Source organism: Paenibacillus ihbetae, from assembly GCF_002741055.1.
Lineage (GTDB): Bacteria > Bacillota > Bacilli > Paenibacillales > Paenibacillaceae > Paenibacillus_AQ > Paenibacillus_AQ ihbetae.
Map to the genome: position 1 here is coordinate 3,387,019 of NZ_CP016809.1, position 23,340 is coordinate 3,410,358.

The window sequence follows — 23,340 nt, forward strand, 5'->3', positions numbered from 1 at the left end:
TACAAAGCTTTAAGGGTTTGATGAGTTTTCTAGAGATTCCAAATTAGAGGCATTTCTTTCAGAAGGCTCTATCTATAATCGTTTTATTCAGAATATATTCAGAAATGTCAAATATAATGTCAAAAGAAACTACCAAAGCACTAAATTAGACATAATCTGATAAAATTCAACAAACTTAAGACTTGAGCACCTTGTGCTTTTATGAAATAAGACTCAAAATTTAAGTAGTTTTGTTACCAAGTTTTACATATAGAGCTCGTACGATAAGAGCAAACCTGTTGAAAAGCGGGGACGCAAAGCTAAAGGGGCTAAAGGTTCTATTGACCTATGCCAGCCAGCTGCCGAATACGATGGAAACCTCCGTCTATTGGCGTTCTGTTCGCTATTAGACAGAGGTTTTTTCGTTTTACCTGAAAGATTCGGTGTTGGTAGGCTTTTATAAAAAGGGTCTGCAGCATTGAAAGGGGTTGATGCTTTTTTGAAATGCCGTCGGTTGGGTGTGACTTTAAATGGGACTAGACTCTAACTTTGAGGTTAAGAGTAGTGAAAAGTTAAGCAAAGTCCCGAGTAAACTTTAGAATTTTCGAAGCTTCCTGCAATTGCTGGGAGATACGAAAGAACAGGAGGATGAGAGAGCTTGTTTTCAAAAAGCAGTAAATTATTCTGGAAGAGGCAGCTTAAGGTTTTGCTTGCGTTCGTTGTCGTGGCAAGCAGTTTTCCCGCTGTGTTCGCACCGCAGCCTGTGAGTGCAGCAGGAGTAGTACCTGCCCCCGGTGGAGTGGATACTGGGTTGATTTCATGGATTGACGCGGAAAAAAGTATAGATGAAGCGGGACAAGCTGCAGGTAAATCCGATAAATTGATTGACCAGCGTGGGAACAGAACGTGGACTGGAACTGGTCAGTATTTGACCAGTGCATTTAATTTTAATGGTGGAATTGAATTTCCAGGTTCGGGTCTGTATCAAATCGGGCAATTTAACCAGGACGATAATATGCGAGAAATATTTTCAGTTCAAGCAAGCAACGGAGTGAAGAAAACAGCAAGTTTTCCATGGGAGTTTGGTGCAGGGATAACTGAGAACAATACTATCTACTGGCCTACAATTCGGACGGCTTTCGGCAGAGAATCCACTCTGGACATTAGTGTGGACGAGGATTTGTTGAAAAATGCCGCGATCATGAATATCTGGAGTGCACCAGATGATTGGAGTCTTTCACTTAATGGTGCAGAGAAACGACATGAACCTACCAACACACCTAATTTCTTCTCTCGTACTACCGGTCAATCGAGATACTATATTGGCGCAGGACATAACAGTATATTTAATGGAAGAATTTCCGAAGTCATTCTCTATAACAGGAAACTTGAAGACTATGAACGTCAAAAAGTAAACAGCTACCTAGCGTTGAAGTATGGCTTGACGTTGAAAAATGAAAATGGTCAGCCGATGGATTATATTGCAAGCGACAGCACTAACGGTACTGATGGGACAAAGATGTGGACAGCGACCAAGAACGTTGGGTACGGCAACCGTATTACAGGGATTGGACTCGACGAAACTGGCAATTTGAATCAAAAGCAGTCAAAGTCTCAGGAAACGGGAGCAATCGTAACGATTGCATTAGGTAATGAGATTACTACGGCTAATAAAGATGTTCAATCTGAAATTGTAAATGATCGCTCATTCTTTGTATTCAGCGATGATAATGGAAGCGCAGAGTATAACCAAGCAGTTTCCACAACGGACGTTCCTGGTGATTTACAACGCATGCAACGTAATTTTAAGGTGGAAAAAACAAATTGGGCTGATGCCGAAATTACACTGCAAATACCCGATGTAGATGAAGATTATTGTTATTACTTGCTCATTAATGAGACCACAGCTAAAGCGTTGGATGTATCCGGTCAAGTAACATTGAGTACCGGTGAGCTTGCAGACGGTGCAACCTTTACATTTGCCAGAGCACTAAAGATTCCTTTGGCTGCGCCGAATGTTAAATTGGATGTTCATGAGCTAACATGGGAGCCGGTGGAGCATGCTGATAAGTATGAAGTGACGATCACGTTAAACGATAACACGGTAAAAATAGTGGAAGTACTTGATGGTAAGACGACGCTTGACTTGACGACTCTGGGATTAGCCCCGGACACCTATAAATTGACGGTTATCGCGAAGTCAAGCGATCTGGCGTATTCGGAATCCGAAGTGTCAAATGAGGTGGATTACAAAGCCGTCCCAAAGTTGGAGAGACCAGACAACGTTACAGTGAACGGGGACCAGCTGACATGGGATGCGGTTACAGATGCTGACGGTTACGAAGTAACCATCAAGCATAGTGATGGAACGATCAGCAAAGTTCCGGTACCAAATGGAACAGAACTCGACTTATCGAAGATAGAACCTGCCTTGGTTCCAGGGACTTATTCAGTGACTGTAACGGCGAAGTCGGATAATCCAGCAGAATATACGGATTCGGAAGCATCGGATGCTGTGGAGTATACGGTTGATCAGATGCAGTTAAAGAAACCAACTGCGCAGTTGCAGGACAATAAGCTGATCTGGGAAGCTGTAAACTATGCAGACAAGTATGAAGTAACCGTTAAGTCAAAAGACGGTGTGGTTATAACTACAGAAACGGTAGAGGGAACAGAATTCGACTTGTTGACGTTGGGATTAGCACCAGGAACCTATGAAGTGACTTTAACGGCGAAGTCGAATACTCCGGATGTATATACGGATTCAGAAGCATCGGATGTCGTAGAGTTTACGGCACCGGAAGGTGTAGATAAAACAGCGTTGAGGAACAAAATCAATGAGGCGAAAAGCCTGACACCTTCCGACTATACGCAAGCAAGCTGGACTAATCAGGAGCGTGTGCTTGAGGAAGCGAATCGTGTGCTGAAAGATCCAAATGCAACACAAGCCGATGTGGATCAAGCGCTGGACAAGCTGCAAAAAGCGTTGGATAATCTCGTTGTATTGAACGGAGAACTAGAGGAGTTGAATCTCGCAGGTTTGAATAACGATGGGAACCAAGCCATTACACTTAACCCAGCGTTCGATCCGAACCAATACAAAACCTATCAAGGAACCGTAGCGAACGACGTATACGGCATCAGCTTGAATCCGAAGGCGAAATATCCAGATGATAATCAGGTCAAAGTCTTCGTGAACGGTAAAGAGTATCCTGTTGACCAGTGGGACAACCTTCCGTTAGAGGAGGGCGTGGATAATGTTGTAAAAGTCGGCGTCTATAGTAAAACCGGTCAGCTGATCAACGAGTATACCTATACAATTTTCCGTGAAAGTGCTGTACCAGCCGACAACAAGTTGGAATCGTTAGTTCCTTCTGTAGGAAGCTTGTCTCCGGCATTTGATCCGAATCAGGATACCTACACGATGAACGTAAGTAACAGTGTGTACCAGATTCAATTGACGCCGACGGCAGTGGATCCAAACGCGACGATTCAAATACGCGTAAATAACGGGGAATGGAAAGAAGTCGCTAGTGGTCAGATCAGCGATGATCTCGCGCTGAATGTCGGACTTAATAACATTGTCGTCAAAGTTACCGGTAAAGACGGCAGTTCCAAAGAATATACCGTGAAGGTAACGAGGGAATACAGCAGCGATAATGGTGGCGGCAGCACCGGCAATACCGGAGGAACAACAACCCCATCAACACCAGACAACACGGAGAAACCGGGTAGCATCGTAACAACCGATAACGGTTCGAATGTATCGTTCGCTTCGGGTACAGTCAATGGTAACCAAGCGATGGTTACGATCGATAAGAACAAGCTGTCCGGCATTCTTGCGGATGGTAAAGGACATAAACTTGGCATCCGCGTTCCGGGTAACAGCGATGTCGAAGTTCGAGGATTGACACTTGAAGATCTGAAGAAGCTTGCCGATACCGGCTCCAGCCTGGAAATTGAAGACGTGCTGGCGATTTATCCGGTTCCTGCAGGGCAGCTTGATGTGAACGCAATCAGCAAGCAGTTCGGCAACGCGCTGATCAGCGATATTGCCGCTAACATCAAAATCAAACGTTCTGCGGACGATCTCGCTAAGCTTGCCAGCGAGAAGGCAGCTGAAGGCGGTTATGAACTGCTTGTGCATCCGGTCGATCTCGATTTGACCTTTAACCATGACGGGAAAACAGATAGAGCGGGATTGTTGAACGGTTATGCGCCGAAATACATCGCGCTTCCGGAAGGCATTGACCCGAACCGGATTACGACAGGCGTTATTGTGAATCCGGACGGCAGCGTGTACCATGTACCGACGGTCGTAACAAAGGTCAATAACCGGTACTTCGCGCTGATTAATGACCTGCGCAGCAGCGGTACTTATTCAGTGATCTGGAATCCGCAGGATTTCGAGGATGTGCAGTATCACTGGGGCAGAGCAGACGTGAACAATATTGCCGCAAGACTCGATCTGAAAGGCAATGGCGACAACACGTTTTCGCCGAACCGTCATGTGACACGCTCTGAATTTGCTGAAATTGTCGTGTTGGGCCTGGGATTGATGCGTCAAGACGCACCGCAGAATATCTACCCAGACGTGCCGTCTACGGCATGGTATCGGAATGCCGTTGCGCTCGCGGACGAATTTGATATCGTTCGGGGTTATACGGACGGCAGCTTCAAAGGTAGTCAGCAAATCACGAGAGAGCAAGGATTTGCGATGATTGCCCGTGCGTACCGCTTGATCCAATCCGAAAACGTGCCGAGCCCGGAGCAAATTGCTTCCACATTGGCGCCATATGCGGATGGAGATAAAGTCGCTTCATGGGCTAAAGGGGATGTTGCCCAGCTGATCGCAGCGGAAATTATCCAAGGCAAAGGACCTGATCACCTTAGTCCAAAGGCGCAAATGACACGCGCTGAAGTAACCGCATTGATCGCAAGAATGCTGAAAGTGACGAACCTGATCGATAAGTAATAAAGCAACGCCAAAACAACCATTGATGACCTGAACGTCGTCAATGGTTGTTTTTCTATTATATGCGGCATTTCATCGCCAAAAGTATAGTTGAGCAGTGTGGCGGACGATCAAACTTGAGCATGAGTCGGGGAGAGGGATCGATTATTCGTAAGAGCTCTTTATCAAATGAAATTATGGGCGGAATTCGGAAAGGAAATTTCAGGTGACGTTCACCGAACCTTAGGCAACTGTACAGAGCCTCATAAAGCTTAATCCGAGATCGCGTATTCATCGATGATGGTCACGTGGACCTGAATGTACTCCATACCAAAACAAATCCCCCCAGTATGATCACTTGGGGGATTTGTGTTTTATCCTATGCTTTTCTTCTTCTGAGCAGAAGCAAACCTGCAAGAAGCAGAATCGCTCCGGCTACCATGTAGCTGTACATGTTCGTAGCCGTATTCGGCAATTTATTGCCGTTAGGCTCATTTGCTGCTTGATCTCCGGATTGAGCCGGATTTTGTGGAGCAGCATCTGACTCACCTAAGGTTGAATCGTTCTGATCTTCCGGTGTTTGTGCACCGGTATTCGAATCCCCGTCGGCGTCTCCATTCGAATCTTCATTCGAGTTCCCGTTGGAGTCTCCGTCCGTGTCTTCATTCGAGTTACCGTTCGGATCTTCATTCGAATCTCCGTTGGAGTCTCCGTCGGAATCTCCCGTGCCACCAGGGTTGGTGTTGTTACCACCGTTATTCCGGTTGTCGGTCACTTCGATGACATTCGATGGCTTTTGTGGACTTGTCACATTATCGCCTGTGACTTCACCGATGTTTTCGATCGTTTTGCCGGCTTGTTCCGCTTTGACGGTTGCCTTGAACGCAATCGTATGCCATTCGGTATCCGTAATCCGTCCAAAGTTACCGCTCACTTTGCCGTTAACGTACTGGCCTTTGTCTCCATCAACGTTATCGGTGACGGAAATGCCGTCCACCTTCAGGCTGCCTGCTACATATGCCAGACCTTCCGGCAGGGCGTCGGCTATCACAAGGTTCGATACATAGCTGCCGACAACGGTGTTGCGTGCTGAGATTGTATATTCCAGCGTATCGCCAACCCCGATGATGCCGCCACTTAGATCCCGCGACGTCTTCCGTGACTCGATGACTGGAGAAGGCGGAGTCGGCGGTGTTACAGGCGGTGTTACAGGCGGTGTAACCGGTGGATCCGGATCTACCGGCGGATTGACTGGCGGGTCGACTGGCGGATCAACCGGTGGGTCCACCGGTGGGTCCACCGGCGGCGTGTCGCCTTCCTCAACCACAATCTCATCCGTTGGACGGCTCGGCTGATCGATGTTGTCCCCGGTAATTTCACCGGTGTTGCGAATCGCTTCTCCGGCGCTTGCTACGATCTTCGCCTGGAACTCCAGCGTATGCCATTTCGTATCCCATACATCCCCGACGTTACCGGCCACCTGACCTGAGACATAGTGGCCTTTGTCGCTGTCCTTGTCGTCGGTAACCGAAACACCGTCGACCTTCAAGCTGCCCGGAATATATTCCAGACCAGCCGGCAGCGTATCCGATATGACCAGGTTGGACATATACGTATCGTCCAGCACCGTTCTAGTCCGGATCGTATAAGTGACCGTATCCCCGACTTCGAACGACTGCTTGCCCGCTTCAAGGTTCGCTGAGGACTTCTCCGATACGACGACCGGATTGCGCGGATAGACCTTGACTTCGGTTTCCGGCATGCTTGGAACGTCGAGATTGTCGCCGCTTACGTTGGCAATATTTCGAATATCCTTGCCGGCTTGACCGGATTCGATGATCGCATGGAATTGAAGCTCATGCCAATCTTCGTCCCATATATCACCGAACCCTCCGTACACGGAGCGGGTCACCACATGGCCTTCATCGTCGCTTTCTGCATCAGTGACTGATTTGCCGTCCACGGTCAAGGTGCCCGGCACGTATTCCAGTCCATCCGGCAGGGTATCCGTAATTTTCAAATTCGAGATATACGCATCCTGCGTCACCGTTCTTGCTCGAATGGTGTACACAACCGTATCCCCGACTTCAAAATTGGCTTTGCCCGCGTCCAGGTTCTCTGCGATCTTCTCCGATTCCACAACCGGATGGCGCGGATAAACCAGAACTTCTTCCTCGGACTTGCTCGGCGTGCTCACATTCTCGCCGCCAACAACAGCGATGTTGCGAATATTCTTTCCGGCTTGTCCAGATTCGATGACTGCGTCGAATTCAAGCGTATGCCATTCGGTATCCGTAATATCCCCGACCAAGCCGATCACTTGACCATCGGTGTACAAACCGCCGTCTTGATCGCTATCGTCATCCGTGACGGAGACGCCGTCTACCTTCATGCTGCCCGGCACATATTGCAGTCCGGCCGGCAGATCATCGGAGATAACCAGATTGCTGACAAAGCTGCTAAGGGCTGTATTTCGTGCCTGAATCGTGTACCGCAGCGTATCGCCTGGTTCAGGATGATCAGGGTCCGTATTTCCGGCGGCCTTGGTTTGAAGGACTGCCGTTTTGTTAGACTCAAGAACAGGCGGATTGAAACGAACCGAAGTTGTGGTTTCATTGGATTCCTTTTCTTCCGTATCGCCTGTCAATAAGTTGTCATAACTGATTTGTGCTTTGTTTTTAATTTGCTGATTGGTAGCGCTCGCTAACACCTTGACTTTAAATTGCACGGTAACGCCATCAGCCAATTGGCTCGTATTGGCCAAGTCGCCTAGCTGAATGCTGACCTGGCTGCCGTCAAAGCGACCTTCGTCGGTATCGTCGGCATCCGTCAAGTTCTTAGTGGTCGAGTCTTGGATCAATTTCATGGAGCCAGGAACGTATTCCGTTCCAGCAGGAATCAGATCCGTCACGCTCGCATCGGCGGCGATGTCTCCGCCTTCGTTCTTGATCTGAATCTCGTAGGTTACTTCATCGCCGGCATTCACTTCTTGTGGAGATGCGGTCTTGTTGGCCGTCACGCATGGTGCCGTTCCAAGGAAGATATCATCGATGAAGTTGCCTGCACCAATGCTCGCGCTTGCTGTGCTCACCGCTTCAAAGCCGAAGCGGGTAACCTTTTGTCCTGCAGGAACCGTATATGTACCCGTATAAGTTCCCCAGGCTTTGTTACCATCTGTCATTTGTTGCTGAACTACGGTATCGTAAGGGTTAGCCGTAGCTGCCCCGATACGAAGCTGCATCGTATCGGACCCTTGCCGCCCCATATGCGATAGGCGCCAATAAATGGTTTGTCCAGGGGTTGTCTTCACATCCTGATAGAGCATCCCGTTTTCAAAAGCATTTAATTCCGCCCATTTGTCGCCATCCGGGGGAGCTGGCCAGTTCTTTACAACCGAAGGAATATTCTGCTCCCAGTCCCATAACTCAATGACCGGATAACCATTAGCATCATCCGTGGTCTTCCACCCGGGTACTTCAGATTCATAGTAGTAGAGTCCGGATCCATTAACAGCAGTTCCCCGGACAGCGCCTTGCTCAAAACTGCCGTTGATCATCGCTACCGGAGCCGGGCACACGTTCGTTTCGCCGGCAATGGATGTGCTCACCTCATTGGAAGCGACTTCTTCCGACTTGTTGGTCAAATTGTTGTCATATTTGATAATGGCCTGGTTCCTTGTGACGATGCCCCCATAACCGGACAACACCTTCACCTTGAATTGAACCGTTTTTCCTTGAGGCAACTGCGCGGCATTCGGCACCTCACCCAGATCGATAACGATCATGTCGCTGCTGCGATCATAATGGGAGTCGTCAACCGGCTGGCCATTCACCACAATAGAGCCGGGAACAAATTCGGTTCCTGCAGGAATGCTGTCCTCAAAAGTTACATTTGCTGCGGCATCGCCGCCATTGTTTTTAACCGTCACTTCGTACGTTAACTCTTGCCCGGCGGATGCTTCTCCCTGTGGAGATACCGTTTTATCTGCGATGACGCAGGGCTCTGTTCCGAGGAAAATATCATCGATGAAGTTGCCTGCGGCAGGGTTGCCCCCAGCCGATGAGACGGCTTCGAACCCAAAGCGAGTTATCGTTTGGTTGGCCGGAACAACATAGCTACCCGTATAATATTTCCAGTTGTCTTTACCAGTCGTTAGTTGCTGAACAATCGGAAGAGCTTTGGGCTCTACAGTGGCTGAGCCGATCTTAACAGCCATGGTATCCACGCCTAGTCTTCCTTTATGTGCTATTCTCCAATAAATCGTTTGCCCGGGAGTCGTCTTAACATCTTGATATAACTGTGCAGGCTCTTTACTATTCAATTCAGCCATTTGCTGCCCATGAGGCACGGCATTTTTAAGGCCTTGTTGATCAGCAGGAGAACCAGGCTGGATTTGATCCATTAATCCTTTGTTAAAGATTTCGAATGATCCAGTGGAATCGGTTGTCTTCCAGCCTGGCACGTATTGACCTTGAACCGAAAAGTAACCTGGGCCGGTCGGGAACCTTGGATCATTCGGTGCATACACCGGCTCCTCAAAGCTGCCATTAATCAGAGCTGCTGGCTCTGGGCACGCGGCAAGAGGAGTTATCCCGGACGTAACCGTCGATGGGGCTTCCTCGATCCCGGTACTATCGGCTCCTGCAGCCTGAACCGGTACGGTCAATGCAGGCTGTAACCCGCCTAGAATAACTAATAGAATAGAAAATTGAATGAAAATCCGCTTTAATACGTTTGATCTTGCCGAGCGGGCAGAATGCAATCTGTCTCCCTCCAATCTGCTGTAATCTTCCCGGAAGTTGAGCACATTAGTGCGATATGCTCATTTTCTGTCTCAGGCACTATCTCCTTTCCCTAAAATTATACATTTTCACCGTCAAGTATAAGTTAGCAGCCACTCAGCCACAATATTCCGCCGGTACCATATCCAGCATATGCCAGGTGGCCCCGTTGTCCCATACGTTAATTCGACAAATTACAACAAACAAGCAGCCGGACAGACAAAATAACATGGGAAAGCCGCCTTGAAACGACATGCTTAGTCATGCAGAAAACGCCATATGACAGGGGGTTAGGGGCTGTTGGAATGCGAAAATAACCTGCGCTTAAATACTTAATATAAAAAGAATAGAGGGTTGGATCACACAGAGGAAATTTATTACTTTTGACTCATTAAGAGAAGAAGTACGGTCCGCGGCTGGATTTTAAAGAGAAGAAGAAGTAAGATATGGTTGTAAAAATATAGATAAAACCCATTGAAATCATAGATTCCATTGTTGTCCTGGCAGTCACCGACTGATGAATTTGAGCAAAATGAAAGGGGAAGCCATGCGAAGAATCGTAGGTGCGTTGTTAATGCTTGCCGGTGTCGGGTTTGTGACATTCGCTGCAATTCAATATTTCGAGCATCAGGCAAGCCTGAAGGAAGCCATGGCGGAAGCGAATACGCTGATTTCTCAGCCGCAAACCATAGATCATTCGGATGATAAGGGTGTTGATCCAGCCTCGCATCGTGATCCCTTGATCGAAAGGTCCAAGTTTGACCCAAGTCCGAACGATGTGATCGGGATGCTTGAAGTTCCTAAGCTGGAAGCCGAGCTTCCGATAATCGAGGGGACGGATGAGGAGATGCTCGAAAGAGGAGTCGGGCACTACAGCTCCACCGCATTTCCACTGGACGATGAACAGATTCTGCTGTCGGGCCATCGGGACACGGTGTTCCGGAACTTTGACAAGCTGGAGGTTGGGGATCGATTCGTCGTAAAGCTGCCGTATGGAACATTTGAGTACGAGATTCGAAGCACGGATATTGTAGACAAGGACGATACATCGGTTATTCGATCGATGGGATCCGAGGTGCTGGTCGTTTCGACCTGTTATCCGTTCCGCTACTTAGGCAATGCGCCGGAGCGTTTTATCTTCTATGCATATCCGGTTGGAGATGAGCAGACCACCTAGTTTTTCATGCTAACCCAAAAAGATTAATGCAATGGCGAGGATGTCTCACAATCCATTCATGGATTGTGAGATTTTTCGTTCATCCCGCTTTTTTTGCAGTCGCGTCATGATGCAGATTTCCCGGTGCTCTTTTTTTCTTCGCTCGCTAAGACATTTCAATTTATGAACAAATTTTCGATTAACACTTCATTCGCCGAATAATAATGACAAACCTTGTCACTATTAACGATTAGGATAGAGATAAGGCAGCCGGTCCACTAACCATTTAATGAGAACCCCGGGACTCCAATATATGGAGGGCGCTGGAACAGGAACGGATGGGCGAGCCGTATAACATATGCTTCTAATAATAAGGAGGATTGCGTTTATGTATGTTACGATTGCAGATTTTGTTGCCGAGTGGAAGAGGGAGGCTGCATTGACTCAGCAGGTATTGAACGGTTTGACGGATGCGTCGCTGCAGCAGAAGGTGTACGGGGAAGGACGAACGTTGGGGAGAATCGCCTGGCACTTCACCACGAATATCCCGGAATATTTGTCAGAGTTCGGAATTGCCATCGAACAGATCCCGAACGCGGAGGAAGTCCCCGCTTCCGCGAAGGGAATTGCCGATACCTTTGCGAAGATCAGCGACCGGGCGGCACGCGCCATCGAGGAGCAGTGGACGGACGCTTCGCTGCAAACGGTGCAGAATGCCTTCGGAAGAGACGAATCCAATGCGTCCATCTTGATGGGACTCATCAAGCACATTGTCCACCACCGGGGACAGGTTACCATTCTGATGCGTCAAGCGGGATTAAAGCCTTTTGGCGTATATGGGCCTCCTAAAGAAGACTGGGTTCATTTCGGGGTGGAACAGGCGCCCCTGTAATAATAACCTGACCGGAGCCCAGCGTTAAACTTTAACTCATTTAGCGTCCATCTTAAACCGCACGGATGTTGGGCCTGGCTAAAGCTCATCGGTTTCTGGCTGCGATCCTTACAGGGATTGCGGCTTTTCTTGTGTTCCTGGCGTCTGACCGGAAGTTATTGGCCGGCAGAACCCTACACACCCTCCCCACAAAAAGTACGTACACGGTACCTTGGAAGACCCAGCCTTACTAACAATACACGATGTGGAGCCTGCCGTGCCGGAAATGGTATAATTCTACTAAAGTATGAGAGGGGGCAAGGCCAATGAGGGAAGAACTCTTGGAACAGCTCGAGGAATGGCACGAAGAGGATGAATTCGAAGCGATCGTAGATGCGATCACGGAGATTCCGGAAGAAGAACGGGATTACGTCCTGACAAGCCATTTGGGCAGAGCGCTGAACAATCTGGAGCGCTACGAGGAGGCGGTTGAGCAGTTCTTGTCGATTGCGGAAGAAGGACAAGAGGACCCGCTCTGGCACTACCGCATCGGACTGGCTTATTATTACCTGGAGCAATATGACAATGCGCGCGAGGCTTTCGAAGCTGCAGACCGGCTGGAGCCGGGGGATGAGGATACGCTGGAGTTCCTGGAGTGGATCCGGGGTAAAACAGAGGAGCAGGAGGAAGAAGCAGCTGTGTCAGCCGTTGAAGCTCCAACCGGACAGGCGTCTATTCCTGCTGATACGGATGTTACGGATTTTTGGGATGACGGCGCGGAAGCTGCCGATTCGTTCATCATGGCACCGCCGACGGACGATTTGGTTGAATCCATCGAGGAAGAGCTGGTCTTCAAACTGCCGGCGGCTTATATTCGGATGATGAAAGTACATAATGGCGGGATTCCCCGCAGAAGGTATTTCCCTGTAACATCGGGGGATGCAACCGAAGGCCGCATCGAGATTGCGGGCGTGCTGGGCATTGGCCGGGAGAAGAGGCTTTCGCTCTGCGGAGAAGCCGGCAGCCGGCATATGATCGAGAGCAGAGGCTACCCGGAGATCGGTGTCGTTCTATGCGTGTGCCCTTCCGAGGCGGAAGCGGTCATGCTGGACTACCGGGCAGCCGGCAATGACGGTGAACCCGAGATCGTTCATGTCGACCAGAGACATCCGGACAAGATTACCCGGCTTGCGCCGAACTTTCAGGCTTTTGTTCAGGGATTGGTGCACGAGTAAACGGATGCGATAAGAAGCTGTTCAGTGAGGAGCGCGATCTCTTCCTCCTGAGCAGCTTTTTTACAATGCGCCATTAGTCGGCATTACGCCGGGTGCCTCACCACAAATAATTCCAGCTGCATGAAGCAAAAATTGTAATCGAATATCAAAAGAAACATTCTATTGTGTTAAGATGAGTATAAAGACTTAGAATAAGCATTCAGAAAATATTCAACGCAACATGCCAATATATAGAAGAAATGGTGTTGGACGATTGGGGAAGCTGTTCGCTGGATTTGCGTCCGAGGGATAACAAGAAGTCCTTCATGCATGATTGCAATTCATCAGGAGCATCACTTCATCTATTACGAACCCGGTCAAGGGGGATGGCGAGCCTGCAGAAGGGGGAGAGAAAGACCTTGAAGGTCATGTTCGTCGATGATGAAATACTGGCTACACAGTATTTGAAGAGACTGCTGTTACAAGAGGAGGCTGCCGCCGATTTCCAATGGGTTGGCGAATATCATAATCCGTATGAAGCATTAGATGCAGCCCAAATAGAGGAGCCTGACGTCGTATTTCTGGATATCGAGATGCCGGAGATGAACGGTTTTGAATTGGCGGAGCGTTTGTGGGAGATTCGGCCCCAGCTTCAGATCGTGTTTGTGACCGCCTACGATGATTATGCGATCAAGGCATTTGAGGTCAACGCGCTGGATTATTTGCTGAAGCCCGTGCTTCCTTCACGGCTTTCCGTTACATTAAACAGAATCGTTAAAGGTTCGTTATCAAAGCCAGCAGCAGCGGTCAGCCTTACCGAAGATGAACAAGAACAAGTAACCCTTTGCTGTTTGCAATCCCTGCACTATAGGGAGAACGGCGAGCCGAAGCATTTTCCGTGGAAAACATTAAAGGCCCCGGAGCTGTTCGCCTACCTTATTTACTACCGGGGCAAGACGGTGAGCAAGCAGACGCTCATGGATCTGCTGTGGCCTGTCCACGACCCGCACAAGGCGGTGACCCAGCTTCATACGGCCATATATCAGATCCGGAAAATGATCAGAATGTGTGGGCTGGATGCCCGGATTCATTATCATGACGAGAGCTACCGGCTGGAGCTTGCGGGCAGGCTGGACGTGGAGAAATGGGAAGACAGGCTGAGTAAAGCGCCGGAGGTAACGCCGGACACGCTTTCCATCCACCAGTCGATCATGGATATGTACGAAGGGGATTTCCTGGCGGACCACCGGTATGTGTGGGCAGAGCCGGAGCAGGAACGGCTTCGGCTGCTCTGGCTCGAGCATGTTCAATCCGTCGCAGCATGTCATGTCGAAATCGGCCAGCATGCGGAAGCCGTAAAAATCCACCAGCAGGTGATCGAGCGGCTGCCGTATTTGGAGGACGGCTATGTCGGATTGATGTATATCTATGCTTCGCTGTATCATCACTCTGAAGTCAGAAAGCTGTTTCAGCGGATGAAGGAAGTGCTGCTCGGAGAATACGAGGTCCCTCTCTCGGACAACATCGTTCAATGGTACAAAGAGTGGGAGCAGACCATTGAGGTCGCTGATGAGCAAGGGGTGTGAGTGAGACCATGATCAAACGGGTATTGCCTATTTTATTCATCATTGCAGGAATCATCCTAATATTCTATCCGAAGCTGACGGAAATGGTTCAGCAGGCGGAGCAGGAGCAGCTGGCCCGCGAATGGCAGGATAGTCTTCAACAGATCAGCGTTGTGGATGATCGTCAGGCGTCGGGGAACCCGGAATCCATTGAAGGTGAGTCGGGTACCCCCGCGCCGGCGGCTGCCAAGTCCGAAGGGGAGCTTGAAGTGATGCTTGCTATCCCGAAGATTGATCTGAAGCTGCCCGTATTGCACGGGGCGACGAAGGAGAATCTGAGGACGACATTGGCCAGCATCGAGCATACCGGAAGACCCGGACAGATTGGCAATTTTGCCGTTGCCGGTCATCGCAACCGAACCTATGGAAGGAACTTTAACCGATTGGATGAGCTGGCAGTGGGCGATTCCATCGAAGTGGATACGGGCTCACAAGTCTTTACGTATGAAGTAACCGAAAAGCTGATCGTCAAGCCGGAAGAGGTATGGGTGCTGGAGAGCGACGGGAAGAACAAGGAGATTACGCTGGTGACCTGCCACCCGATGGTCAATCCGACGCATCGGCTCATTATTAAAGGGAAAATCATATCTTAACGGTTGTATTAGGTTTATTGTGAATATGCATTGGAAATAGGTCAATCCGATCCTGCGGTTGACCTATTTTTTTATGAGTGACTGGCCGATGAAAGGACCTATGATTTATTCAGAAAATGTTCAGAAGCCTGGTATATAGTAGGAAGGTCCTGCTCGAAAAACGGGTGCGACGATTTTAATTAAAAGAGAGGGTGATTCAACGAATGCGAAGGAAGCGTTGGAGACAGCTGCCATTGCTTATGGCGATGCTGCTCTTGCTGAATTTGTTGTTCCCCCAAGGCTCGGCCTCTGCGGCTGCCGGCTCCAATCTCATCACGGAAAATATTATTACAGACATCATGATTAAAGATAGTGCGGGCAGAGATATTTCGCAGGAGGATGTGCGGCTGGACCAGGGAGCACGTGTTAACATCATTATGAATTGGGAGCTGCCTGAGAATCACGGCTACAAGGACGGGGCGAAATTTATTTTCAGCCTTCCGGATCGATTCAAAGCGGGCAGGATTCTCGAAGGAGACCTTACCGGCGGGGTAGGAACGTATATCGTGTCGCCGGAGGGCGAAGTGACATTTACGTTCAATCAAGAGATCGAGGACGATGACCGATTGGATGGAAATTTCTACGTCGAGATCGAATTCGAGGCAAGCAAATTTTCGGGCGGAACCCGCCAGGTCCTGGATTTTGATTTCCAGGGCGACATCGTTCAGATTCCGGTGCATTTCAAAAGCAAGAGTGCCAGCGAAATCGACAAGAACGCTAAGCTGGACCGGCCGATGAACCCGAACAAAATCAGCTGGACCGTTGATTTTAACAAGGGTGAGAAGGCTACCGAAGATGCTGTGTTTGAAGACACGCTGCCTGCGGGACTTCAATTGGATGCAGCTTCGATTAAGGTGTACGAGCTGGAAGTGCAGCTGGATGGCAGCGTGAAGGAGACAAGAACGCTGACCGAAGGCACCGAGTATACCAAGGATTTAACTGCGGGGTTCAAGCTGAACTTCAACGGAAAGACCGACAAGGCCTATCGTGTTGTGTATGACACGGAGATCAAGGACAAGTCCGTTGCGAAATTCGATAACCGCGTGGAAGTGGCAGGCGATAATCTGACGCTGTCAGATACGGCGAGCGTGGGCGTTAAGTACAGCCAGCCGCTCGGGAAGAAACAAATAGGGTATGATGCGAACTCCCAGACGATTTCTTGGGCCATTCAATACAACTACAATGAACAGCGGATTGAACAGAACGATGCCTGGATCGAGGATAAATTCGATACTAGCACTCAAGAGCTGATTGATGATTCGTTCACTGTCTACAAAATGCAGATCGCTGACGACGGAACTGCGGTTAACAGTGGTCAGTCGCTCGTTAAGGGTCAAGACTATACCGTATCGAAAGAATCAACCGGGTTCAAGCTGGCGTTCAACGATATTATTGACTCCGCCTACGAGATCCGATATCAAACCAAAGCGAAGGGCCGCGTTCATCAAAACGGAGTAGTGGAAAACGCCGTTACCATGTGGGATGGTACTGAGGCTAAGGCAAGCGGGAATATCCGACAGGTCATTTTCAATAAAACTTATACGGGCATTAACTATGCCGACAAGACCATCGACTGGCGGCTGATGCTCAATGAAGACGAACATCCGATGACCGGCGTGGTCATTACGGACAGCTTCGCAGGCGAGCATATGGAGCTTAAGGCTGGAAGTCTGGTCATAAAGGATAAGGGCGGCAACTTGCTCGCAGAAGGGACAGACTACAAGCTGGAGCCCGATCCCGATTACAGATCCGGCTTCAAGATTACCCTTTTGAAAGATATCTCGACGAGCCATGTCATTACGTATACCACAACCTTTGATCCTACCGCTCAAGCCGGGAAAGCAAGCTATGGGAACACCGGCGAAATCAGCTGGGATCAAGGAACCCCGATTAAGCTCCAAAAGGTTTCAATCGAAGTGGATCAATATACGAAGGATAACGGAGCAAAGACCGGGGAGTATGACGCAACGACCAAGGAAATGACGTGGACGTTGATCGTGAATTACAATCTGTATAACATCGACAAACCGGTCGTGCGTGATTTCTATACGGGTCCGCAGCATTTCCTGGAGGATTCCGTTATAGTTCAGCCGCTGGATTTGACGGGAGGGACCAACGGCGTAAAGGATAGTGGAGCTCCTCTCACCCCAGGTACGGATTATACGGTTAGTCGGAGTACGAAAGACGGGAAAGACGGTTTTGAGTTAACGTTTGCAGATCCGATCGATTCCGCATACCGTATTACGTACAAAACAAGTCTGGATCAACTGCTGGTTGCCGAGGAATATGAGAATAACGCCGAGATGTATGATGCGGGCAGCCCGGACAACCAGTTGTTTAAAAAGGGCTCGATAGTCGAACCGAAGCACGGCGGGGAAGTCATTCATAAGAGCGGCAAGCAGGGGACCGGAGCGGAACAAGAGTACGCCTATTGGACCGTGGATATCAACCGAAGCCAGTCTTACGTGGAAGACGCCGTGGTGAAAGACGAGCTGTCCGTGAATCAAATTCTGATTCCGGATTCCTTCAAGCTGTACAAGACCAACGTTGCCAAGAATGGCACGCTGGCCAAAGGCGCGCTCATTAATAAAACGGACTACAGCTTGGACATTCAGGGCAATGCGTTTACCCTGACGTTCCCGCAACCGATTGAAGAAGCTTATGTGCTGGAATACACCTCGTTTATCAACGCGGATAACGGGGAAGCCATCAGCAACCATATTTCGTTAGCCGGCCAGTCGGCAGGCGATGTGCAGGATGCCAAGATGGAGCAGTTCAACGTCAGCTTCTCCGGAGCCGGGGGCGGGGCGAATGTCCCGGGCAAGGGCGATCTTTTGATCAAGAAGATCGATGCGGATACCCATGCGCCATTAGCCGGCGCCAAGTTCGGGCTTTACGATAAGACCGGAAGCACACTCCTGCAGATTCTTGAGACGAATGAGCAAGGTGAAGCAATTTTTAAGAATTATAAATATAAGCAGTACATGCTTAAGGAATTGGAGCCTCCGGCCGGATACCTCATCGATGATCCATACCGGGATGGTTACACCATTGATTTTGCACCGGGTAAAACCGAAGTAACGGTCACCAATACAAAGGGGAACTGGGATGTCGTGTTCACCAAAGTGGACAAGGACGATGCCGGGAAGCTTTTGCCTGGCGCATTCTTTAAGCTGCAGAAAAATAACGGCGGCGTTATTGAGGATGTGTACGGCGGGAAAGAATGGGAAACCGATCACAACGGGCAAATCCGGCTGGCGAGCCTTGCGCCCGGAGATTATCAGCTTGTCGAAACCAAAGCCCCGAAAGGGTACAAGCTGAATTCGGACCCGATTCCGGTCACCATCGATGTCTACCAGACCGAGCCGAAAGTCATTTCGGCCGCGAATGAAATCCACATCGGTTCCGTCCGATTGACCAAGACCGATGCCTTCGACGGTACGCCGCTGCCTGGAGCCGGATTTGTGCTTCAGGATGTGTACGGCAACCCCGTCGCCGACGGACTTGTTACCGATGAGAACGGAACGTTGTTCGTGGATCAGTTGAAAGCCGGAAGTTATATGTTCGTTGAGACAGCGGCTCCGGCCGGATACGAGCTGGTGATCGAGCCGTTGAAATTCGAAATCGTCGATGATCAGACGCTGGAGCTCTCCTTCACCAATAATATGATCACTGGCTCGCTGAAGCTGAGCAAGATTGAAGCCGGAAGATTGGACATCCCGCTCGAGGGTGCCGAATTCCGCATTTTGGATAGCGGCATGAAGCCGGTTCTGGATGCCGCCGGCGAGGCTTTAGCCGGATTGAAGACGGATGGGAACGGGGAGCTTGCCCTTACTGGGCTAAGACCCGGTAAATATTATGCGGAAGAAACCGCAGCCCCTTCGGGATATATCATCCGTCAGGCCTTGACGGAATTCGAGGTTCAACAGGGGACGGAAACCCATATCATCATTGAGAATACCCGTAGAATCATCGATAGTGGAGGCGGAGATGACGGAGGCGGCACGAATCCGAATCCGCCGGTAACCAATCCGGGTCCGGTGAGGCCGGAGCCGCCGAAGCCGCCGCAGCCGGAAATTCCGGAGGTTCCAGGTACGATTGTACAGCCAGGAACACCAGGAACACCAGGAACACCGGGGACCCCGGGCACACCGGAACAGCCAGGCACACCAGATGCGCCGGGTACAGGTACAGATCCGGTGACGGATCCGGAAGAGCCTGGCCGTCCTGACGGCACGAATACGGAATCCCAACCTGATGGAGATGGATCCCAAGATGTGAACGATGCCAGCACACGCCCTGGCGCCGGTCACAATCATGATTCGGCGAATGGCAACGGTAATGGCAGCAAACCTGAAGCAGGCGCATACGGAGACAAGCTGCCTAAGACGGGAGAAGAGAGCCAGCTTCCAATCCAATTGGCAGGCTTCGGGCTGATTCTTCTCGCTATAGGGGTAATGATCAGAAATAAGCGTCAAGCGATGAAATCCAATTAAGAGGAACAGCCTGCCGGCAAGCGGCAGGCTGTTTTTTTCGTGTCCACATGAGATATGTATCGAGAGAAACTTCAGGCCACAATACTGCTAAAGTCACCCTATCACCCTTTTACGGCTTAACGCCTACAACCAGCCCTTATCCTCCGCAATCGCGACCGCCTGCTGCCGGGACTCGGCGTCCAGCTTCTGAATGGCCGAAGAGAGGTAATTGCGAACCGTTCCCCGCGTCAGGAACAGAGCCTTGCTAATGTCCTCGGTCGTCATCCCTTCCTTGGTCAAGCGAAGCATTTCAAGCTCCCGCTCGCTGAGCGGATTCTCCTCCTTCATGAAGAGCGCTGCCGCCAGGTCGGTGCTGACGACCCGCTCGCCCTTCATGACCCGGCGGATCGCCTCGATCAAGTAATCGATCGGCTCGTCCTTTAGCAAATATCCCTCCACTTGCGCATCCATCGCTCTTTGCAAATATCCGGGGCGCGCGAAGGTCGTAACGATCACGATTTTGCAAGGCAGGCCGGCATGGCGAATCCTCTCGGCTATCTCAAGTCCGCTAAGATGAGGCATCTCGATGTCGAGCACGCACACATCCGGCTGATGGAGCAAGATGGCTTCCCAGGCCAGTTCTCCGTCCGGCACCTCTGCCACCACCTCGATGTCGTCTTCGAACTGGAGCAATGAGGCGAATGCGCCGCGAAGCATTTTCTGATCTTCTGCAATCACGATTCGAATCATGCGGGGTCCTCCTTTTTAAGCTGGCGTAACGGGAGCTTTAAGGATAAGGCGGTTCCCCCGGTCGGGGAAGACGCAATGGCAAACGTGCCTCCGAGCATCTTCATCCGCTCCTTCATCGAAGGGATGCCGTTTCCGCCGTCCGGCTGCTTGATCCCGGTGCCGTCATCCGCAATATGGATCTCGTAGGCTTCGTCCTTGGCCTCGATCCGGATGGTGCATCGCTTGGCGCGGCTATGCTTGATGATGTTGGTCATGGCTTCCCGCACGCAGAGCGCAAGCATCGTTTCCTCCACGCTGGATAACAGCGGGGACTTCTCCGGCTTCTCGATCCTCAGCTCAATCCCTGCCGTACCCAGCAGCTTAGCCGAGTGCTCCAGCTCGCCGGCCAGGGAGATGAATTTCATCTCCGATACCAGCTCTCTCACCTGCTTGAGGGCCGTTCTGGAGCTGTCGAGAATCTCGCCAAGCTCCCGTTTGGCCTGGACAGGATCCTTATCCACCCATCTCGTTGCCAGCTCAGTCTTCATCTTGATCATCATCAGCGTCTGTCCGAGCGTATCATGAAGATCCCTTGCAATCCGCTGACGCTCCTCCTGCTGGATATACATGGCGATCTGCTGGTTGGCTTCCTCCAGCTCGCCCTGCAGGCTTTTTGCTTTTTCCCGAATATAGATGATGGCGGGGTACAGCGTCTGTATGATCATAACCGGCAGGTAAATGGCATTCGCCGTCTTCAGCAGCGGCTCCTGGCGGATGACGAACACGAGCAGATACGAGAGGGCAATAGCAGCACTGCCGACAGCGATCTGCCCTTTGGACCTGGACTTGCCGAGCAAGTCGGCAAAGATGAGCCCGAACAGCAGGACGCTCGGCCCAATGAATACGCCAAGAACGGCAAGTGTACACTGGCCGGCCAGTACAGCTGCCAGAAGCCAGCCGCCGCGGCGCCACAGCGCAATATAAAACGAAACCAGGAACAGCAGGAGCAGCAGAAGGCTGCCCCACAGTCCCGGTGCCGTCTCCGAGCTTAGCACCCGGTAGAATAAAAACACCGTTAGTACAATATCGATCAGCAGATAATTTTTGATCTGATCCTTCGGGTACAACTTATGAAACATATCAAGCCCCCAATTTTGGCTATCTGGATTCAAATAGGCCTATCGCTTGTTTGCGGACGGATTCCATAGGTCCTAGCTTAAAGCCCCGAAGCCATAGGGATGAAATGCACAGCAAGACGATGCAAATCATCAGCCAGATGGCGATGATGGCTGCAGAATTCAGCTTGCCGGCGAGCCCCAAGCCCCAGCCGTAAAAGAGGAAGGAAGCCATGATGTTTTGGAGCACATAGCAGCTTAGCGACATTTTCCCGGCGTTCTCCAGGAGGCGCCACAGCCATTCCCATTTCGTATATTGTATCATTCTCGCAATGATTGCTATATAGAGGATGGACATTAGCGGAGCAAATAAATAGCGCACCGGCAGATCGAATGCGCCGCCAGGGATGAAAATGAGCAGGTTAAGCGGCAATCCGATAAACATGCCGAGTTTGAATAGGTTTTTTCGTATCCTTTGGCCTCTCTCATCCGGGGAAAACACTCCCGCACGCATGAAACGAACCCCCAGCAGAAACAGGAATACGTTGGACGGAATCGTCAGAATGGCTTCGATTCGAAGCGGAAGGAAGTTATCGATCCTGTATCGCACGTGCTCCATCCACGTGCCTTGTTGATAAAGTGCAACGATATCGTCAAAGCTGCCCATCGACACCTGTCCGTTCGCCGCCAGCATCAATCCCATTAAGCCGAGCAGCAAAGCGGCGCAGACACTGCCGATGACCGTCATCGAACGGGCGATGAGCCGGTCGCCGCCTTTTACGATAAACGCCGCGATGATTGCCGTAATCCCATAGCTCATTAAGATGTCATATTCCATAACCAGTATAAAATGCAGCAGTCCCTCCAGGAACAAAAACAGCACAGCCCACAAATAAACCCCCGGCCATGGCCTTCCCTTCCGTTTGGCCTGCCGATACTTCATTTCGAGCCCGACGCCGAACATGATCGTCAATAGTCCGAGCAGCTTCCCGTTAACAAGGAATAACACAATCATGCGGAGAAGATCATCGATTGCCCACCAGCCGGAATATTCGAAGGTCGTCATATAATTGAGGTCTCCCGCATGCGCGAAGAGCCAAATATTCGTCCCGAGTGTTCCAAGGATGGCGAATCCCCGCAAAATATCCAGCAGACGAATGCGTTCCTTTCGTTGTTCCATTGTTCTTTCCCTCTCTCCTTAATCATTCTCTCTCACAGCTTTTATTGTAGAATCGGCCGCTCTGCTGCAACATTCACACCTGTAAAGAGATCCTTATGACACCTGTCATAAAGTTAACGAAGGCTGGGGTCATCCCGAGAGATTGAGGGTATGTATTGTAATAATTGGGGGGACTGTATACGGAAAAAGGATCTAACTAAGCGATAAAGGAGACATCATCATGAATTTCAAACACATTACGGTTGCCGGAAGCGGCGTATTGGGAAGCCAGATTGCCTACCAGACCGCTTTCAAAGGCTTTCAGGTATCGGTGTACGACATCAACGATCAGGCGCTTTTCAGGCTGCTCTTTCGGCGTTTGGCGAGCGGTCGGGGCAGGGGCCGGCTATTTTAGCGGTAAACGATAACCGGGTGCATGGGCGCCATGTTTGGCGAAGCAGGCTGAATCGCGTAAACTAAAGGGTAACGGCTGGGTTGATTCCTTACGCTGTCCGGCAAGGAATAATACAGGAGAGCCGGTACAACCTATAAAGGCTGAAATCGGGTTGGATGATACATATAAGATGTACACCAAGCATGGAACTCATTGTTGCGAACTTTAACGAAGAGCGTAATACGAGAAACATAAA

General features: G+C 50.3%; 11 protein-coding genes, 1 pseudogene and 1 riboswitch. Of the genes and pseudogenes, 8 read left to right on the forward strand and 4 right to left on the reverse strand.

Annotated elements, in window-relative coordinates; translation table 11 throughout:
- Positions 1 to 258: 258 nt before the first annotated feature.
- Positions 259 to 346, forward strand: a riboswitch (cyclic di-GMP riboswitch).
- A 291-nt stretch (positions 347 to 637) separates the two neighbouring features.
- Positions 638 to 4,954, forward strand: a complete 4,317-nt coding sequence (locus BBD41_RS15075) for a DUF8202 domain-containing protein (protein ID WP_157929304.1) — start codon at positions 638 to 640, stop codon at positions 4,952 to 4,954.
- Between the two features lie 358 nt (positions 4,955 to 5,312).
- Here the strand turns inward: BBD41_RS15075 and BBD41_RS15080 are convergent, their stop codons facing one another.
- Entirely contained in the window at positions 5,313 to 9,149 is a 3,837-nt protein-coding gene (locus BBD41_RS15080) for an isopeptide-forming domain-containing fimbrial protein (RefSeq protein ID WP_237087111.1), read from the reverse strand.
- A gap of 1,112 nt (positions 9,150 to 10,261) precedes the next feature.
- On the opposite strand from BBD41_RS15080, the gene BBD41_RS15085 reads away from it, so the two are divergent.
- From BBD41_RS15085 to BBD41_RS15110, 6 genes are all read left to right on the forward strand, one after another.
- Positions 10,262 to 10,891: a class D sortase gene (locus BBD41_RS15085; protein ID WP_099480631.1), complete on the forward strand. Its 630-nt coding sequence runs from the start codon at positions 10,262 to 10,264 to the stop codon at positions 10,889 to 10,891.
- Between the two features lie 367 nt (positions 10,892 to 11,258).
- Entirely contained in the window at positions 11,259 to 11,762 is a 504-nt protein-coding gene (locus tag BBD41_RS15090) for a DinB family protein (RefSeq protein ID WP_099478049.1), read from the forward strand.
- A 305-nt stretch (positions 11,763 to 12,067) separates the two neighbouring features.
- Complete coding sequence (locus tag BBD41_RS15095; RefSeq protein WP_099478050.1) at positions 12,068 to 12,976, forward strand: SMI1/KNR4 family protein; 909 nt, start codon at positions 12,068 to 12,070, stop codon at positions 12,974 to 12,976.
- A 407-nt stretch (positions 12,977 to 13,383) separates the two neighbouring features.
- Positions 13,384 to 14,541, forward strand: a complete 1,158-nt coding sequence (locus BBD41_RS15100; RefSeq protein ID WP_237087112.1) for a response regulator — start codon at positions 13,384 to 13,386, stop codon at positions 14,539 to 14,541.
- Positions 14,542 to 14,549: 8 nt separating this feature from the next.
- The gene (locus BBD41_RS15105; RefSeq protein WP_099478051.1) at positions 14,550 to 15,173 is read left to right on the forward strand and encodes a class D sortase; all 624 of its coding nucleotides are present in this window, start codon (positions 14,550 to 14,552) and stop codon (positions 15,171 to 15,173) included.
- Between the two features lie 203 nt (positions 15,174 to 15,376).
- The gene (locus BBD41_RS15110; protein WP_099478052.1) at positions 15,377 to 19,708 is read left to right on the forward strand and encodes an LPXTG cell wall anchor domain-containing protein; all 4,332 of its coding nucleotides are present in this window, start codon (positions 15,377 to 15,379) and stop codon (positions 19,706 to 19,708) included.
- A 123-nt stretch (positions 19,709 to 19,831) separates the two neighbouring features.
- Here the strand turns inward: BBD41_RS15110 and BBD41_RS15115 are convergent, their stop codons facing one another.
- From BBD41_RS15115 to BBD41_RS15125, 3 genes are read right to left on the reverse strand one after another with little or no spacing between them, the layout of a single operon-like run.
- Entirely contained in the window at positions 19,832 to 20,437 is a 606-nt protein-coding gene (locus tag BBD41_RS15115; RefSeq protein WP_077568798.1) for a response regulator transcription factor, read from the reverse strand.
- Positions 20,434 to 21,555 (reverse strand): sensor histidine kinase, encoded by a 1,122-nt coding sequence (locus BBD41_RS15120; protein ID WP_099478053.1) that lies wholly within the window; start codon positions 21,553 to 21,555, stop codon positions 20,434 to 20,436. Before BBD41_RS15120 ends, BBD41_RS15115 begins: the two co-directional genes overlap by 4 nt.
- A gap of 19 nt (positions 21,556 to 21,574) precedes the next feature.
- Entirely contained in the window at positions 21,575 to 22,711 is a 1,137-nt protein-coding gene (locus BBD41_RS15125) for a DUF418 domain-containing protein (RefSeq protein ID WP_099478054.1), read from the reverse strand.
- Positions 22,712 to 22,931: 220 nt separating this feature from the next.
- Here BBD41_RS15125 and BBD41_RS15130 point away from each other — a divergent pair.
- Positions 22,932 to 23,048: pseudogene (locus BBD41_RS15130) on the forward strand (3-hydroxyacyl-CoA dehydrogenase NAD-binding domain-containing protein); the annotation flags it as partial.
- Positions 23,049 to 23,340: the final 292 nt, after the last annotated feature.

Excerpts from the sequence above, each read along its gene's own strand:
- BBD41_RS15120 (WP_099478053.1), bottom strand. The coding sequence starts at position 21,555 with ATGTTTCATAAGTTGTACCCGAAGGATCAGATCAAAAATTATCTGCTG.
- BBD41_RS15100 (WP_237087112.1), top strand. The coding sequence starts at position 13,384 with ATGTTCGTCGATGATGAAATACTGGCTACACAGTATTTGAAGAGACTG.
- BBD41_RS15115 (WP_077568798.1), bottom strand. The coding sequence starts at position 20,437 with ATGATTCGAATCGTGATTGCAGAAGATCAGAAAATGCTTCGCGGCGCA.
- BBD41_RS15125 (WP_099478054.1), bottom strand. The coding sequence starts at position 22,711 with ATGGAACAACGAAAGGAACGCATTCGTCTGCTGGATATTTTGCGGGGA.
- BBD41_RS15080 (WP_237087111.1), bottom strand. The coding sequence starts at position 9,149 with ATGGCTGTTAAGATCGGCTCAGCCACTGTAGAGCCCAAAGCTCTTCCG.
- BBD41_RS15095 (WP_099478050.1), top strand. The coding sequence starts at position 12,068 with ATGAGGGAAGAACTCTTGGAACAGCTCGAGGAATGGCACGAAGAGGAT.
- BBD41_RS15110 (WP_099478052.1), top strand. The coding sequence starts at position 15,377 with ATGCGAAGGAAGCGTTGGAGACAGCTGCCATTGCTTATGGCGATGCTG.
- BBD41_RS15085 (WP_099480631.1), top strand. The coding sequence starts at position 10,262 with ATGCGAAGAATCGTAGGTGCGTTGTTAATGCTTGCCGGTGTCGGGTTT.
- BBD41_RS15090 (WP_099478049.1), top strand. The coding sequence starts at position 11,259 with ATGTATGTTACGATTGCAGATTTTGTTGCCGAGTGGAAGAGGGAGGCT.
- BBD41_RS15105 (WP_099478051.1), top strand. The coding sequence starts at position 14,550 with ATGATCAAACGGGTATTGCCTATTTTATTCATCATTGCAGGAATCATC.